Below are 15,404 nucleotides of genomic sequence, written 5' to 3'. Positions count from 1 at the left end.
TTTGGTTTAGATGGGAGGAGAATCTCACTCTTTCTCCGCTATCTTCCTGTTTTTGTTTTAAATAGGAGGAGAATCTCACTCTTTCTCCGCTATCTACTCGGTTTTGTTTCAAATAGGAGGAGAATCCTACTCTTTCTCCGCTATCCCCTCGCTTTTGAGAGAAATACTCACTATTCACTGCATTTTTTCTCTTGATACTCCTTAACCACTCACTTGTAGAACATATTCCTACTCAAGATTAAGCGAAGAATATTATTCTACTTCATCAGCATCATTCCTTTTACCATAGAAGAAGATCATCCTAAGATTTGCTCTAATTTTTTAACAGAGTGGTTGATTGCAGCTAAATGGCTTGTGATCAAGTTAAGCTGATGGGAAGATAGTTCTGCAAACATCTCATCTATATTGGCTTTACCGTAAGGCGTTAAGGAGACTTTTACAACCCGACGATCACCTGCTAACCGCAATCGTTCTATATAACCGTATCTTTCAACTTTATCGCACATATTGGTAGCGGCTGCAGGAGTCACACCATAACTGGCGGATATATCGGTAATCTTCATCGCACCTGCAAGCTTCAATTTTAGGAGCAGCAGCACCAAGTTTTCTGATAGTTTTTCATTGCGGATAAACAGGCCAATCATATGGGTGGATTGTAATATTTCAATTATGAATGCCTGAATGGACTTCTCTCTATTTTCATCCATAAAATGCTTCCTTTCTAAACGTTTTATTTATTAAAATATGTCAGCTGACAAACGCTTGGTTACCCAAGCGTTTATTATAATTCACTCTTCTTGCAAAACAGTTTTAGCCAGCTCACTATCTAAGTCTTCAAACTTATAGTAGGAAATCGTCTCGTACAATTCCTTCCTTGTTTGCATAGAAGTCAATGCTTCTTGCTGCGATCCACGTTCTTTAATGGTATTGAAAATAGCTTCATATGCTTTCGCTGCTACTCTTAATGAAGTCACTGGGTAGATTACCATTTGAAGACCCATCAAAGAAAATTCTTCTGCTGTATAATAGGGAGTTTTGCCAAACTCGGTCATATTGGCGAGCAACGGCGCCTTTACGCTCTTAGAAAATAGACGAAACTCTTCTTCTGATTGTAGTGCCTCAGGGAAAATCGCATCAGCTCCTGCCTCTATATAAGCAGCCGCTCGATCAATCGCTGCTTCCAAGCCTTCAACCGCACGGGCATCTGTACGGGCGACCACAATTAGGGTAGGGGCGGCTTCCTTGATGACTTTGATTTTTTGCACCATTTCCTCAGTTGTGACAAGTTGCTTGCCATTTAAATGTCCACATTTCTTCGGAAGCTGCTGATCTTCCATTTGGACGGCTGCTACATTTGCCTCCATCATTTCTACTGCGGTACGGGCCGCATTTAGGACTCCACCAAAGCCTGTATCTATATCTACTAAAAGAGGTAAATTGGTTGCTCTCACAATATCTTTCGCTCGTTCAGCCACTTCGGAGGACGTAACAATGCCCAAATCCGGCAAGCCTCTGCTCGCAGTATAAGCTGCGCCTGATAAATAGAGTACTGAAAAACCTGCATTTTTGGCAACGAGGGCAGCCATAGCGTCATGCGCTCCAGGGATTTGCAGGATTTCAGGAGCTAAAATCCGCTCAGTGAATTGATTCGCAAGCTCCTTTTGAGTGAGCGGCTGGTCAACAATCCATGCCATTCTATAAACCTCCCTTTATATTAAAAATAATTCTACAAACTCCTTCACATTCATATTTCCAAGCTTTTCCTGCTGATATAACACTTCTTCGATTTTCTTCTTATGTTTAGATGGATAATGTGTTTTTAAGTTATTGGAGAACTTCTCCAAAATTTTCGGAATCGCTTCTTCTCTGCGGAAACGATGGCCGAGCGGGTATTCGCATTCGATGCATTCGGATGACGTCCCATCTTTATAATGAACTTGCACCGCATTTGCGATTGAGCGCTTATTCGGATCTAAATAATCAATGCTATATTGTTCACTTTCAACGACTTCCATTTTTCCTCGTAGCTCATCGATTCTTTCATCCCGAGCGACATCATCTTCGTAGTGCTCAGCTCGGATATCACCTTTCAACAAGCCAAGTGCAGTAATATATTGAATGCAATGATCGCGGTCGGCTGGATTATGAAGCGGTCCTTTTTTATCAATAATGCGAATCGCGGATTCATGTGTCGTTATGGTGATGCGAGCAATTTCATTCAGGCGGTCAAGCACTTGCGGATGCAACTTCACTGCACATTCAGCCGCTGTTTGAGCATGGAACTCTGCCGGATAGGATACTTTAAACAGCACGTTCTCCATAACATAAGCATCTAATTCACGAGCAAGCTTCAATTCCTTTTCTTTAAACAACACATCTTGAAAGCCCCAGCCCGGAGCAGAAAGTGCTTGTGGATAGCCCATTTCGCCTTTCATTGCCATTAAAGCCAAGTGAACGCCGCGACTCGTTGCATCTCCTGCTGCCCATGATTTCCGAGAACCGGTATTTGGGGCATGACGGTATGTTCTAAGGCTAGAATTATCGATCCATGCGTTCGATAAAGCATTAATAATTTCTTCACGGCTTCCACCTAGCATTTTCACAGCTACTGCAGTTGTTGCCACTTTCACCAATAACACGTGATCTAAACCAACTCTATTTAAACTATTTTCCAAAGCAAGCACACCTTGTATTTCATGCGCTTTAATCATCATTTCCAACACATCATGCATTTTTAAAGGCTCTTTTCCTTCGGCTAAACGAACCTGACTTAAGTAATCTGCTACTGCTAAGATACCCCCAAGATTATCTGAAGGATGCCCCCATTCAGCCGCAAGCCATGTGTCATTATAATCAAGCCAGCGAATCATGCATCCGATATTAAAAGCACCGCGAACGGGGTCCAGCACATAAGAGGTGCCTGGCACCCTCGAACCATTTGGTACGGTTGTGCCAGGGACAATCGGCCCCATCAGCTTTGTGCATTCTGGATAGTTTAATGCCAGAATCCCGCACCCCAGAGTATCCAGAAGTACATAACGCGCAGTTTCATATGCTTCACTGCTGGCGATCTCTTTATCCAAAACATAATCTGCCATTTTCTCTAGTAAAATATCAGTCTTTGTTTCTTCACTTGTGTGAATCATTTGATCCCTTCCCCTTCACTCAATTTCGTAAGCTGTGACGTTCACCTGTATATAAAACGCGCGGTCTGAACAAGCGGTTATGTTCATGCTGCTCTATGACATGTGCACATAACCCGACCGTTCTCGAACTGAAGAAAATCGGCGTGTACAAGGCAATAGGAATTCCGAGCATCCAATAAACCGGGGCAGCATAGTAATCAAGATTGGGATAAAGTCCTTTTTCATCCTCCATGATTTTTTCTCCTGCTGCACACATGCGTAAAAGCAAATCATCCCCATGTTCATCACAGAGCTTTTTCAAAGCCTTTTTCATCATCAATGCTCTTGGGTCCATTTTTTTCATATACACTCGATGGCCAAATCCCATGATTTTCTCTTTGTTATATAACTTTTTATGAAGAATCTCTTCAAATTCGGCGACCGTTTTTGCCTCGTTTAGCATATACATGACCGCTTCATTGGCGCCGCCATGCAAGCTTCCTTTTAACGAGGCTATTGCCCCGGTAAGTGCTCCGAATAAATCGGATTGTGTCGAAGCAATGACTCTTGCAGTAAATGTTGAATTAGGCATTTCATGCTCACTATATAAAACAAGCGAGAGGTCAAAAATCATTTCTTCCAGCAGTGACGGAATTTTACCTGTGAGCATATAGAAGAAATTCGCACTGTACGATAATTTATTCATAGGCTCAATGACATCTTGCCCATTTATGATTCGGTAGCTATTCGCTACGATATTAGGCACTTTGCCTAACAGCTTATACGCACGCTCTTTATTAATCTTCGATGATCGATCATCGATTTTGTTATCATAGCCGGCTAAAGCTGATATTCCTGTTCTAAGTCCATCCATTGGATGCGTTACTTGAGGCAAGTGTCTAAATATGTTAAGGACTTCTGCAGGAATATGATATTCTCCCTTGAGCATGTCAGCTATAGATGTTCTTTCTTCAACTGTTGGCAAACGGTTTTCCAATAATAGATGCACAATATCTAAATAGCTTTGATTTTTGGAAAGCTTTATCAAATCGTACCCTCTTATAACAATTTCGCCTTGGACAGTATCTAAAAATGATATTTTTGTTTCTGAAGCAATCACACCATCTAATCCCGAAAAATATCTTACCTCAGTTTTCATCCTTTCTTCCTCCTATCCAGTTACATCCTGCCTGACCATGCTGTAAGCCTTTTCAGCGTTCGCCATATAAATATCCATCATGTGTCTATCAACAGGGAGCTCTGCTATTTCACCTTGGATCAATGACAATTTCCCCTTCAGCGAACATACTTCTTCCACACTGTAATTATTCATAATGGTTGCTTTGAAAGAATTGATATAATACTGAACTGTTCCAAACAAAGATGTTCTCCTCCAAATCATTCATCCGAAAAAAAAGCATTAAAAAAACAACTTCCTAAAAGAAGTTGTTAAGTTACGAACGAATATCAAAATAAACATGCCTATGAACCATCAAATCGCATGCTACCAGAATCTCGCACTTAACACCCCCTATCCGCGTAGGTATTGATGTTTGCTAAAACAGGCAGGTCTCCTGGCTCTTGATCATCGCTCTTCGAACCTTCCCATTTCCCTGCTACAGGAAACAGTGGTGTTACTCGAATCGCTCACAATTACAGTTGCGGGACAGCGTCGGACTCTAACCGAACTTCCCTTTTAAGCAAATAGCATATAATAATATCTATCTGCACCTGTTTCTACAACTATTTAATTTTACAAGTTCAATATATCAATATTTCAGAAATTTTACAATTATTTTATCCAAAGCAAAGTATTTACTACCTTACTTTATGATGATTCTTATAGTATTCAACGACCCATAAAACACCTAATAAGGCAAAAATGAACCCGCCTCCCCAATATAGATAATAATAGCCGCCCTCAAATTCTATGATGAAGTAGCTAAGGAATGGACCTAACGCAGCTCCTACATCTTGTACCACCGTATAAAGTGTTAAGAAGGAAACCACGTTGATATTTTTTGTTGCATCTAAACAAAGTGCATCTGTTATCGTAGTGATGGAGGTTGCGGTTATCATTGAAACGAGAACGATAATAATCCAAAGCCAGAATGGCAAATTACTAGAAATGAGCCCAAAGCTAATGGCTGCCAGAAAGAGCGAACCGATGTAAAGTGGGAACCTGCCCCTCGGACCATCTGACCATAAGCCGAATTTCCTGCCTAAAAAAGGCTCCCATGCCCATCTGACTGCTTGGATTCCTCCAGATAATAATGTAACACTTACAACGATGCCAAAAAGAGAAATACTCGAGCCATAAAAAAATTCAATCACTGAACTCAAGGTAGACGTGAACACACCTTGAATAAGCATGGTGACAAAAAAACCGCTTATAATGACCAGAACCTTTAGCCGGCTCAATTGCGGGAAGAATCGTCGCCGCTCTGCATTTGTTTCTTCTCGTTTCCCCCTATCCTCCGTTTTTAAAGAAAAAGAGAGTAAAGGAAGCCCAATAAGTGTTAACAAACCAAAGATGATTGCCACTGGACTTAAACCAACCAATGGCACAAGAATACCGCCAAGCAGCATTCCGAATAAACTCCCTAGTCGATAGATGCCGTTATACAGCCCCATCGCCTCGCCTCGGCGTGATTCTTCTGCATGATGAGCAACAATCGATAAACCACCAATTCTAAAAAAAGACCAGGCAACTCCCCAAATCATCCGCAAAATAAGCCAAGCCATAAACCCTTGAAAAATACCATAGCCAAGAGTTGTAATTGTTCCAAGGATGACAGCAATCATCATTCCCGTCTTCAAGGAGATCCTCTTATAAACCCATCCTGCAATTGGATTGAATGGAAGTCTGACAAAGCGATTAATAGATAATAAAATACCAATCTGCCAAAAGCTATCCAGACCAATTTCCTTCCAATAAATCGGCAGAACAATATAAAGCATGGAATCACCTAACAAACTAAACGCCGTAACTAGCGCAGTGATAAAGATAACCTGATTAGATTTTCCCTTCTGCGTTTTTTTAGTGATCGACACTGCCCCATACGCCTTCTTTCTCTATATTCTTAGGAACATCAGTTATCTCCCAATAGCTTTGGAGATAACTTGACTCTGGAAGAAGCAACTCCACCCTTTTGCAGAAGCGTGATCACCGCAACAATAGATCTGCCTTGTTCATAAAAGTCGGTGCTCTCCCGTAACTTTTTCGCTCCTGCTATATATATGTTCTTCTCCGGTTGTCTCATTTCCTTTTGTACAGTTGGAGCGATCAATGGTGCAAGTGAACCGGCGCTTTCTGTAGATAAAAGCGACTGCTATTCGTTTGTAATCAATGTTTGACCGATTGCCTTGTTAACCATTAACTCGTTGATGCTATGAATAGGATGGGATCATCCTTCCAATTAACAATCGACGGGAAATACCCTATTCGTTGGCAAACTGTTTACTTTTCAGAGTTATAAGTGAAGCCATGCCGATTTTCGTCGTGGGATGGGATCTGAATTTTATATGGGGGCCAGATTTTAGAGATTAGGTTTGATATCGGCGATTTTCTGAATTTATCAGCGATAATTTCAATATATCGGCGATTTTTCGATTTTATCGACGATAATCCTAATGATATCGGCGACTTTCCATTTTCAACAAAAAATGGACTTAATTTAGATGGACTTCTCGCTCAAGATGAAGGCGAACTTGGGATTAGTTCGGATATCGGCGATTTTCTGGATTTATCAGCGATAATTTCAATATATCGGCGATTTTTCGATTTTATCGACGATAATCCTAATGATATCGGCGACTTTCCATTTCAACAAAAAATGGACTTAATTTAGATGGACTTCTCGCTCAAGATGAAGGCGAACTTGGAATTAGTTCGGATATCGGCGATTTTCTGAATTTATCAGCGATAATTTCAATATATCGGCGATTTTTCGATTTTATCGACGATAATCCTAATGATATCGGCGACTTTCCATTTCAACCTACAATCTAAAGGGATGTCCTTAAACAGGACATCCCTTCATTTTATATTTTCTGGAAGATAAATATCTTTTCTCCGGAAAATGCTGAGCACCATTCCGATTATGAAAGCATAGAGCCAATTGACAACGATTCCGTAGCTTAACAGTGGTACATAAAATCCACTAATTGGTAGAAACCCTAGCACCATAAACACATTATATAGCAATGGAGCACTATAAAGCATACTGCCGCCAAATATAAGTAATTGTCCAAAAGGGTCCTTTATCGGTGCAATCAACCATAGCATACGCGCTAGTAATCCAAATAAAATAATCATTATTAGTGCAAAAGGTAACCATCCGAGCTGATGAATGAGAAAAACTAGGATAAAGTTTGTTTGTGCTTCTGGCAATATGAGATAACTTTCCATTCTTGGTACTCCAAGTAATGGCGCTTCATTTAAGAGCTTTGTTATTTGCAATTCTATGTAACCATATAGCTCCCCATTATTTTTATTTGAAAAAATATTTATTATTCTTTGCCATTGATATTCCTTTAAGAAAAATAAAATAATACCTATAGAAAAAATGAGAAAACCACTAGCAGTAAATATCCTATTTTTATTTTTTCTAACTGTCCATATAAACATCCCAAAAATCATACTAGTGTATATCATTGCATTTACGTTGGCAATTGCTGCTATATAAAGTAATACTGGTAAAAGGAATAAGAGATTCAATATCCATATTGGGGTTTTTTTGCTTAATAATGAAGCAAAAGCTAATAAGAACAAAGGTATAGTAATCGTAGAGTCTGCATGAATACTTCCAATCTGAAAACGAAAGCTTCCACCGACTGAATATGCACTCCATCCCAAAGTAAATACTAAAAGCAGCAATAAAATCCCTACCAAATAATATAAATAACCATAATTCTTCAATCTTCTATAATCAAAAAACATACCCCCAAAGACTAAAGCCACACCAATAATGGCACCAACAACTTGTTTTAATAAAGGCATTTGTCCTTCTTGGATAAAATAAAAGGGGAGAAAGCTGATCAGGATAGCCAAGCCATATAAGCTAAGCAGCTTCCAGTCAATTTTTGGACGATGGAGCTTGTTCATCTCAACTCCCAGTTGAACAGGGTCACCCATTTGAGCTACTGCCGTTTTCTCGGCTTCCTCCTTTGAGAACCCTTGTTTGACTAACTTTTGTATTGAAAGTTCAATATGGCTGTCGATTTCCCGTTTTACCTGCTGCCTGACTTCCTTTGTTCGAATTTGGCTTAATAGTCGCTCCAAAAAACCGCTACGCTCGTTCATTGGGTATACGCTCCTTTCAATACTTCTTGAATAGATCCGAACGCCTTGACGTTACCCTTTTCAGCTTTTTGCAAGATTTTCTTGCCGCTTGAAGCAAGAATATATTCCTTACTCCCCTCTGGTGTCCATTCACCAATAATTTGGTTCTGCTTTTCTAACCGATGCAAAAACATATATAAAATGCCTTCGTTTTTTTCAAATCGTTTAACCCCTCTTCCTCTTAACTGATCCAGCAATACCACTCCGGTTTTTTTACTTGAGAGCAATTGAAAAATGCTCATAATCACTTCCTCATCACTTTCTCTTTCATTGTGTATTGCAGTGGCGATTCGATCACGCAGATTATCCGTAAATATTAAACCAGGGAAACCGGGCTGATTCTTTGCTCTCTTCATTTTTCTTAACTTGTTGTCCATTTATCTCCCCTCCTGGATAAACTCTTTAAGCAACTTTTTTGCCCTGCGCATTCGGGATTTGATGGTGTTGCTATTAATTCCTGTTACGATTTCAATTTCTTTGATTGAAAGATCCTCATAGTAATAAAAGTAAATCAGTTCTCGATATTTAACAGGCAGGTTCAAAACGGAGCCGAGCAATGATTCACGCTCATCCTTTTCCAACACTTTATGTTCAACAGAATCTTCTTCCACAAAGAATGCCTCAGTATCCATCATTTCTAAGTTGCGGTAATGCCAGCTTCTCAAATAATCCTTGCAATGGTTGATGGCTATTTTCCATAGCCAGGTCTTTACTTTCGCTTCACCTTTAAAACTTGGTAAAGCCTTATAGCATTTTACAAATATCTCCTGAGTTAAATCCTCCGCTACGGTACGGTTTTTCACGTATGAGAAGGCAAGCTCAAGCACAGCTTGACCATGATTATTCATGATCTCATCCATGCATGTTAACGAATCAAATTGTCCTATCTCTTCTATATATAAATCCTTCACTTTTCCCCCCCCCTATCATTAGACGATTCTAAAATGAGGAAGGTTTAATTTTTTTGAATTTTTTTCAAGCACTTTGAGCCATTGCCACATTAATCATGTAAGCCCTTTCCAACTAAAGCGGCAATACTCTGACGGGCCTTCACCCATAGACATCGATATTCCCAATCTGTTATAGTGTATTAGTTACCGACGCTAACTATTTATAAAGAGGTGTTCTTCATTCAGTCTAATCAAAAGTTTTTTCACCATTTCATGATGCTCTATCGCCCATTTGAAAATAAGCTGAACCTATTGCTCAGCAAGCATAATCTTCAAAGGGCGCAGTGGACAATTTTATATTATTTGGATAATTTCGGTTCTGTCACACTTGTGGAGATCGCAAATTATCAGGGAGTTGAGAAACCAACTGTGACTCGAACAATGAACCGTCTTGTAGAGGTAGGATATGTTGAGCAGGTGCCAACTGCAGATAAACGAGAAAAGAAAATGCAACTCACCCAACTCGGCAGGGATATTTATTTAGAAGTGCGTAAAACGATCGATCATTTTGAAAATAACATCTTAGCAGGTGTATCTGAGCAGGAGCAAACTGATACGATTCGTATTATGCGGGACATTCGCGAAAATCTAATGAAACAGGGGGAAGAACATGAATCAGTCAAAAGCTAAACTTTGGACGAAAGACTTCATCATCGTGTCTTCCGTCAACTTTTTTCTTACGCTTATTTTCTTTTTATTAATGGTCACAATCGCGGTCTATGCTGTAGCAGAATATAGCGCCTCACCTAGCCAAGCTGGACTAGTAACCGGAATATTCATCATCGGAACTTTGATCGGCAGATTGTTTATTGGGAGATATATTGATAAGATTGGTCGTAAAAAAACATTAATTATCGGACTGATCCTATTCACTTTAGTTACGAGCTTATACTTCATCCAAGCCGGAATTACTATTTTATTAGTAACGCGCTTCATCCATGGTCTGACTTTGGGGATGGCAAGTACAGCCGCTGGAACCATCGTGGCACAAATCATTCCTGCTTCAAGAAAAGGTGAGGGAATTGGGTATTTTAGTATGAGTGCAACGCTCGCCACTGCTATCGGTCCTTTTATCGGTCTGATAATGAGTCAGCACACAAGCTTTCAAATGATATTTGCTTTCTGTCTCATTCTCGGTGTTGTCAGCTTGCTCATTGGTTTTACAGTTAGGGTATCCGAGTTGACGAGTGAACAGCTTCAGAAAGCTGAAGTGGGCGGTTTCAAATTATCTGGATTTGTTGAACCTAGAGCACTTCCAATCGCTTTTGTCACGCTGACAGTGGCTTTTTGCTACTCCAGTGTGCTTTCCTTTATTAACTTCTATGCTATTGAAACAGATTTAGTAAGTGCAGCAAGCTTTTTCTTTTTTGTATATGCTGTGGCCGTCCTAATTTCCAGACCATTTACAGGCCGACTTATGGACTTAAAAGGTGCTAATTTTATTATGTATCCGGCATTCATTCTAATGGGCGCAGGACTGCTGCTTTTAAGTACAGCAAGCAGTAGCGCGACTTTATTAATTTCTGGTGCACTCATCGGGCTTGGATTCGGCAATATGCAATCATGTACCCAAGCTGTTGCTGTAAAATTAACGCCGCCTCATCGCATGGGATTTGCCACTTCCACTTTCTTCATCTTTTTAGATGCTGGACTTGGATTTGGTCCTTATATACTTGGTTTAATGATTCCTTATACAGGATACAGTTCTCTTTATGTAATCATGGGGATCATTTCACTTTGTACCATCGTGCTTTATTATTTCATGCATGGAAGAAATGAACACACTAAAAAAGAAGTGGTTAAGCATCATTCTGCATCCGTGTAAATCCTTTTAGAAAAAAGACGACCGTTGGAGTCGTCTTTTTCATCTTTAAAAAGGCTTATTCGGTTCAAATGTTGGCTGTTGGTTCTGTGCCTCAAATTGTTGACTTTTTGCAACTGCATTTTGCACATCTTCATCAGCAGCAAATTCCGTATCTGCTTGATTATATTGCTGAGATTGATTTTGAGCAGCAATAATTTTCTCATCTAATTGGTTGTCATTTTGCTTCTTCATCATGCATCTCTCCTTTCATAAAAGGTCTTTTTGTAGATTTCCCTTTTCAATTCTTATTATTCGACAACCGCTTCAGGCTTCTTTAAATTACTTAATATTGTTAAAATGATTTAATCAAACGTTTGATTAGGGGTGAATTATGCAGGAAAAAGAAATGATATCATTCATTCAGAAGGCAATGCCTTCTATACAAATAAAAGATCTAGAAAGCAGCAATAGAGGCTGGGATAACCATGTTTTCATTGTTAATCATTCCTTCGTCTTCCGATTCCCTAAAAGGAAAGAAGTACTTGAACAGATTGCAACTGAAAAGAGACTGCTTGATATGCTGCAATCAACAAAGCCTTTTCTTAGGGTTCCTTCTTATCAATTTCATTATCAGAATGGAACAGCAATCTGTACGAGTCATGAATTAATTGATGGAAAAACTTTGAATCAGATTGAACCTAACATGAATATAGAAAAAACAGCCAAACTGCTAGGTGACTTTTTATCAAATCTCCATCAGTTTCCTGAAGAACAGGCTAGAAGGATTGGACTAACGGAAAAGCATGGTCTGTCCTATTGGAAAAACTTATATGATTCCGTAAAGAAATCGGTATATCCTCATCTATCTGAAAACGAGATACAAGAAGTATCAATGATATTTGAGCGCTTTATCAATCATCGACTACATAAAGAAATTAAGAAAACGGTCATTCATGGGGACTTAACGTTGGCCAATATGATTTATAATGATCACGTGCAGACCTTTACTGGAATCATCGATTTCACAGATGCACAATTCAGTGACCCAGCCTTTGATTTTGCCGGTTTTTATTGGGATTTTGGTCCTGAATTCACTAAGAAAGTATTGAAGTATTATTCTGGGCACGAGGATACAGATCAGATGTTTGTGCGCATCAGCCAATTTTACGGCCTTCAGCCGATTTTTCATGAATGGCTTTACATGATTGAACAAAATCAACCGTTTAATCCCGAACCAGGTTTAGCTAAGCTTAGAAAATGAATAGGCAACTAATTAAAGCATATCCTTGGAGCAAGCTTTATTTTGAAGGGTTTAGTTGTGTGAAATATTTATTTTTTGATGCAGTTTGATTTGTTCTTTCGAATTGGCTGTTTTCGTAAACTTTGTTGTTTTCGATTAGTACGTTTCAAAATACGAATTAATATGTTCGGGATAATACTTATGAGGTGTTCCTAATGATTAAGCATCTGGTAGTAGTCCTATCTCTATTTCATTTCAACAAATGCTACTGCCCAAACAAATAAACAGATTGAGATCTTCGATATAAGTAAAGCCGAAGTAATAATGAATGTTCAAGTAACCACAGGTTTACAACAAGATGTAAAGACATATCTTGAAGGGATAACAGGCGTATATGTTAAAATTGAACCTATTCCAAATAAAGGATTGATGGTAAAAACCCCTTCAAATCCTACTGTTATGGTCAATAATCCATGGTTTAATAACCTCGTTGATGAAGTAATCATGATTTTTTCTGGTCAAGAGAATCCGGATTTATTGGTTTTTGATGATGAAAACAGTCCCCACTTCTTTACCTTCGGTTTCAAATTTTTGGCTGTTTTTCAAATACTTAACCCCGTACTTTTGCAGCACGGGGTTTCTTCAATCCTTTAATTTGTTTAAATCTATCTTTTTTGTAGTGAAAATCTTCGAATCAGCTAGGGTCACCTTTAAATCTCTTGGTTTTATCCCAGGCGATTGTGCTCCCTTTGATACGGTTATAGAAATAGGAAGAAAAAGCGCGGAGTAACAGGATTAAGAACAGTTGCGCATACGTAAAATACATGATTGCTCCTACTGCTAAATTATAGACCGCTGTTTGTTTGTTAAAGACCATGCTTCCAATAATTTGTATCGCATAGACGATATAACTCATAAACCAAATCATTAACAGGGGAGCACTTGCAATCGGCAGTTCAAATCCTGTGAGACTTGCTATAAAGAATAGATTAGAGAATGCTAAAAGTAGCACAAATAAAAAATAGGTCAATACATGCTGCAAACTATGGTAAAAGGCCCTCCCTTTCCAAAATTCCGGACTTCTGCATGTCTTCTCCAACAAATAAATATTTCCGATTAACCATCTGGTTCTCTGTTTTATAAAGGTTCGCAAATTTTCCGGCTCTTGTTCCCATGTTTGTGCCTTTGGGATAATTGGTAGAAGATAGTCTGATTGTGTAATGCGAATCGTTAATTCAGCATCCTCAGCTAGCGCATATAAATCATAGCCGCCTACTTCTTCAATGACTGAGCGGCGCAGCAGCATATTGGTTCCAGGTAAAGAGCCAATTTTAAATAAAGACCAGCGCCCTGATTGCATTAATAATTGAAACACCTGAAACTCAATAGAGATCATGCGTGTCAACAAATTTTTATCCTGATTTTTTGTTCTTACGTAACCCACAGCCCCGGCTGCATTTTCGGTTTGTTCAGCCGCCTCAACCAATAAGCGGACAGCATCCGGTTCTGGCTCATTATCTGCATCATAGACAACAAAATAATCAGAGTTGGAAATGGATAAGCCATAATTAAGCACACGGGATTTTCCTTTTGGTGAACCATTTGGAACCGGGATATAGTGAATCCGTGAGAATGTTTTTGCATAATTTAATCCGATCTCTCGCGTTTCATCCGTAGATTGATCATCTAACAAATAGACGTCCAACTGACCTGGATAACGCAATTTCATCATTGCATCCAGGGTATCCTTCATTACAAGACCTTCATTATGTGCAGGAATTAATAAGGCAACAGATGGATAATACTGTAGGGTAATAGGTGGTTTACGGTTTTCTCTCCTGCGATGAATAATCCCTGCTACTGCTAACACAGAATAATATATTAAGAGAAACCAAAAGAAAATAATGATACCAATAAGAATAAAGTTAATGATTGCATCCTCCTATTTCTACGCTGAAGACTTTCTTCATGGCAGTAGGCAGATCGTCGATTTTAACACTTTTATAATCTATCGGAGATGTTATTAGATTTATATGCTTTTTCAAATGATTGTTAAGACGATTTTGAACAATGTCCACGCCAGTGGCTTCTGTATTTTGCAGAAAGACAAGTAATGCACCGTTATCCATTCCCATATAAAAATCAAATTCATCTCGTATTGTATATTCGACAGCTTTTTGAAGAACCTCATGGAAAGCTTTATCTGTCATTGTTTTTTCCTTCAATTGAATTTTCAGCAGATAGCCTTGCTCATTCCGCCTTTTTAATCCTGTCATGATCATTTGTGCCCTATCCATAAATGCTGGGTAGGTAAGCATTTTTTGATTTGGACTACTGTATTTTTTTAACTGTTCAATTTCCATCAATCTTCGTTCCATTTCTGTTGCCAATTGCAGAAAAACATTGCGGATTAACCAAAACGGAATGATTGATAGGATATAGGCACTATACAAAATCATTAGCTCGAACTGTTCATATTGAAAAATGTTTTTATTATAGGCAATGAGCGATAAAGCAGCTCCATATAATAAAGTGATCATCAGTATGATAACGAATGATATTCCTGTTTGAAAAAATAAAATGATGATCACACCTACACTGATCATCAATAGGTGCAGGATTATATAATTTTTCAAATGCTCCAACGGTACAAAGATAAATAAACCGGCATTGCCAAAAATAAAAAGAAGCAATGAGATTGCAATATTGATTTTCTTACTTTGCAAATTTCCACCTCTCACTTCAAGGAATATATAAATCGCGAAAAATATTCACAAGTTTTCTTGCAACAAAGACACCTACCATACGCACTATCATACTGTGTTTTAGATGATATTTCCCCTCGTAATTTTTGGGAAATTTGTATTCCCTCCCCTATACGATGCCTCATCCCGAATTTTCCAAATCAAAAAACCCCGTTCTTTATTAAGACGGGGGATTG

Annotated in this window: 17 protein-coding genes and 1 riboswitch; of the genes, 4 read left to right on the top strand and 13 right to left on the bottom strand. The window is 38.8% G+C overall.

Going from position 1 to position 15,404, the window contains the following annotated elements:
- Positions 1-296 precede the first annotated feature (296 nt).
- The 10 genes from J2S17_RS24685 to J2S17_RS24640 form a co-directional block, all read right to left on the bottom strand.
- Complete coding sequence (locus tag J2S17_RS24685) at positions 297-707, bottom strand: MarR family transcriptional regulator (protein ID WP_307478986.1); 411 nt, start codon at positions 705-707, stop codon at positions 297-299.
- An 81-nt stretch (positions 708-788) separates the two neighbouring features.
- Positions 789-1,694, bottom strand: a complete 906-nt coding sequence (gene prpB, locus J2S17_RS24680; RefSeq protein WP_307478985.1) for a methylisocitrate lyase — start codon at positions 1,692-1,694, stop codon at positions 789-791.
- Between the two features lie 15 nt (positions 1,695-1,709).
- The gene (prpD, locus tag J2S17_RS24675) at positions 1,710-3,146 is read right to left on the bottom strand and encodes a 2-methylcitrate dehydratase (RefSeq protein WP_307478982.1); all 1,437 of its coding nucleotides are present in this window, start codon (positions 3,144-3,146) and stop codon (positions 1,710-1,712) included.
- Positions 3,147-3,165: 19 nt separating this feature from the next.
- Positions 3,166-4,284, bottom strand: coding sequence for a citrate synthase (mmgD, locus tag J2S17_RS24670; RefSeq protein WP_307478980.1), 1,119 nt, complete (start codon positions 4,282-4,284; stop codon positions 3,166-3,168).
- Between the two features lie 12 nt (positions 4,285-4,296).
- Positions 4,297-4,506 (bottom strand): hypothetical protein, encoded by a 210-nt coding sequence (locus tag J2S17_RS24665; RefSeq protein WP_307478978.1) that lies wholly within the window; start codon positions 4,504-4,506, stop codon positions 4,297-4,299.
- A 166-nt stretch (positions 4,507-4,672) separates the two neighbouring features.
- Positions 4,673-4,875, bottom strand: a riboswitch (cobalamin riboswitch).
- A 68-nt stretch (positions 4,876-4,943) separates the two neighbouring features.
- Positions 4,944-6,179, bottom strand: coding sequence for an MFS transporter (locus J2S17_RS24660; RefSeq protein ID WP_307478976.1), 1,236 nt, complete (start codon positions 6,177-6,179; stop codon positions 4,944-4,946).
- Positions 6,180-6,217: 38 nt separating this feature from the next.
- On the bottom strand, positions 6,218-6,388 hold the full coding sequence (locus tag J2S17_RS24655) for a hypothetical protein (protein WP_307478974.1): 171 nt from the start codon (positions 6,386-6,388) through the stop codon (positions 6,218-6,220).
- 776 nt (positions 6,389-7,164) lie between these two features.
- Complete coding sequence (locus J2S17_RS24650; RefSeq protein ID WP_307478972.1) at positions 7,165-8,430, bottom strand: FtsW/RodA/SpoVE family cell cycle protein; 1,266 nt, start codon at positions 8,428-8,430, stop codon at positions 7,165-7,167.
- Positions 8,427-8,846, bottom strand: coding sequence for a helix-turn-helix transcriptional regulator (locus J2S17_RS24645; protein WP_307478970.1), 420 nt, complete (start codon positions 8,844-8,846; stop codon positions 8,427-8,429). The genes J2S17_RS24650 and J2S17_RS24645 overlap by 4 nt, the downstream gene beginning before the upstream one ends.
- A complete protein-coding gene (locus tag J2S17_RS24640) occupies positions 8,847-9,380 on the bottom strand; it encodes a sigma-70 family RNA polymerase sigma factor (protein ID WP_307478968.1) in 534 nt (177 codons plus the stop codon). It lies immediately after the preceding gene.
- Between the two features lie 252 nt (positions 9,381-9,632).
- On the opposite strand from J2S17_RS24640, the gene J2S17_RS24635 reads away from it, so the two are divergent.
- Positions 9,633-10,049 (top strand): MarR family winged helix-turn-helix transcriptional regulator, encoded by a 417-nt coding sequence (locus J2S17_RS24635; protein ID WP_307478965.1) that lies wholly within the window; start codon positions 9,633-9,635, stop codon positions 10,047-10,049.
- Positions 10,030-11,244, top strand: a complete 1,215-nt coding sequence (locus J2S17_RS24630) for an MFS transporter (RefSeq protein ID WP_307478960.1) — start codon at positions 10,030-10,032, stop codon at positions 11,242-11,244. Before J2S17_RS24635 ends, J2S17_RS24630 begins: the two co-directional genes overlap by 20 nt.
- A 45-nt stretch (positions 11,245-11,289) precedes the next feature.
- Here the strand turns inward: J2S17_RS24630 and J2S17_RS24625 are convergent, their stop codons facing one another.
- Positions 11,290-11,475 (bottom strand): hypothetical protein, encoded by a 186-nt coding sequence (locus J2S17_RS24625; protein ID WP_307478957.1) that lies wholly within the window; start codon positions 11,473-11,475, stop codon positions 11,290-11,292.
- Positions 11,476-11,614: 139 nt separating this feature from the next.
- On the opposite strand from J2S17_RS24625, the gene J2S17_RS24620 reads away from it, so the two are divergent.
- Together J2S17_RS24620 and J2S17_RS24615 are read left to right on the top strand one after the other, a co-directional pair.
- Positions 11,615-12,484: a phosphotransferase gene (locus J2S17_RS24620; RefSeq protein WP_307478955.1), complete on the top strand. Its 870-nt coding sequence runs from the start codon at positions 11,615-11,617 to the stop codon at positions 12,482-12,484.
- Between the two features lie 303 nt (positions 12,485-12,787).
- Positions 12,788-13,117, top strand: a complete 330-nt coding sequence (locus J2S17_RS24615; RefSeq protein WP_307478952.1) for a hypothetical protein — start codon at positions 12,788-12,790, stop codon at positions 13,115-13,117.
- Positions 13,118-13,157: 40 nt separating this feature from the next.
- Here the strand turns inward: J2S17_RS24615 and J2S17_RS24610 are convergent, their stop codons facing one another.
- A complete protein-coding gene (locus J2S17_RS24610; RefSeq protein ID WP_370875119.1) occupies positions 13,158-14,333 on the bottom strand; it encodes a glycosyltransferase family 2 protein in 1,176 nt (391 codons plus the stop codon).
- Positions 14,334-14,388: 55 nt separating this feature from the next.
- A complete protein-coding gene (locus tag J2S17_RS24605; protein ID WP_307478949.1) occupies positions 14,389-15,189 on the bottom strand; it encodes a hypothetical protein in 801 nt (266 codons plus the stop codon).
- Between the last annotated feature and the right edge of the window lie 215 nt (positions 15,190-15,404).

The organism is Cytobacillus purgationiresistens, from assembly GCF_030813235.1.
Lineage (GTDB): Bacteria > Bacillota > Bacilli > Bacillales > Cytobacillaceae > Cytobacillus > Cytobacillus purgationiresistens.
Note: the sequence above shows the minus strand (reverse complement) of the source record. Positions and strands in the feature narration are given on the sequence as shown.

Coding starts and splice junctions, on each gene's coding strand:
- J2S17_RS24685 (WP_307478986.1), bottom strand. CDS start 707: ATGGATGAAAATAGAGAGAAGTCCATTCAGGCATTCATAATTGAAATA.
- J2S17_RS24645 (WP_307478970.1), bottom strand. CDS start 8,846: ATGGACAACAAGTTAAGAAAAATGAAGAGAGCAAAGAATCAGCCCGGT.
- J2S17_RS24655 (WP_307478974.1), bottom strand. CDS start 6,388: ATGAGACAACCGGAGAAGAACATATATATAGCAGGAGCGAAAAAGTTA.
- J2S17_RS24650 (WP_307478972.1), bottom strand. CDS start 8,430: ATGAACGAGCGTAGCGGTTTTTTGGAGCGACTATTAAGCCAAATTCGA.
- J2S17_RS24635 (WP_307478965.1), top strand. CDS start 9,633: ATGATGCTCTATCGCCCATTTGAAAATAAGCTGAACCTATTGCTCAGC.
- J2S17_RS24615 (WP_307478952.1), top strand. CDS start 12,788: ATGAATGTTCAAGTAACCACAGGTTTACAACAAGATGTAAAGACATAT.
- J2S17_RS24630 (WP_307478960.1), top strand. CDS start 10,030: ATGAATCAGTCAAAAGCTAAACTTTGGACGAAAGACTTCATCATCGTG.
- J2S17_RS24625 (WP_307478957.1), bottom strand. CDS start 11,475: ATGAAGAAGCAAAATGACAACCAATTAGATGAGAAAATTATTGCTGCT.
- J2S17_RS24620 (WP_307478955.1), top strand. CDS start 11,615: ATGCAGGAAAAAGAAATGATATCATTCATTCAGAAGGCAATGCCTTCT.
- prpD (WP_307478982.1), bottom strand. CDS start 3,146: ATGATTCACACAAGTGAAGAAACAAAGACTGATATTTTACTAGAGAAA.
- mmgD (WP_307478980.1), bottom strand. CDS start 4,284: ATGAAAACTGAGGTAAGATATTTTTCGGGATTAGATGGTGTGATTGCT.
- prpB (WP_307478985.1), bottom strand. CDS start 1,694: ATGGCATGGATTGTTGACCAGCCGCTCACTCAAAAGGAGCTTGCGAAT.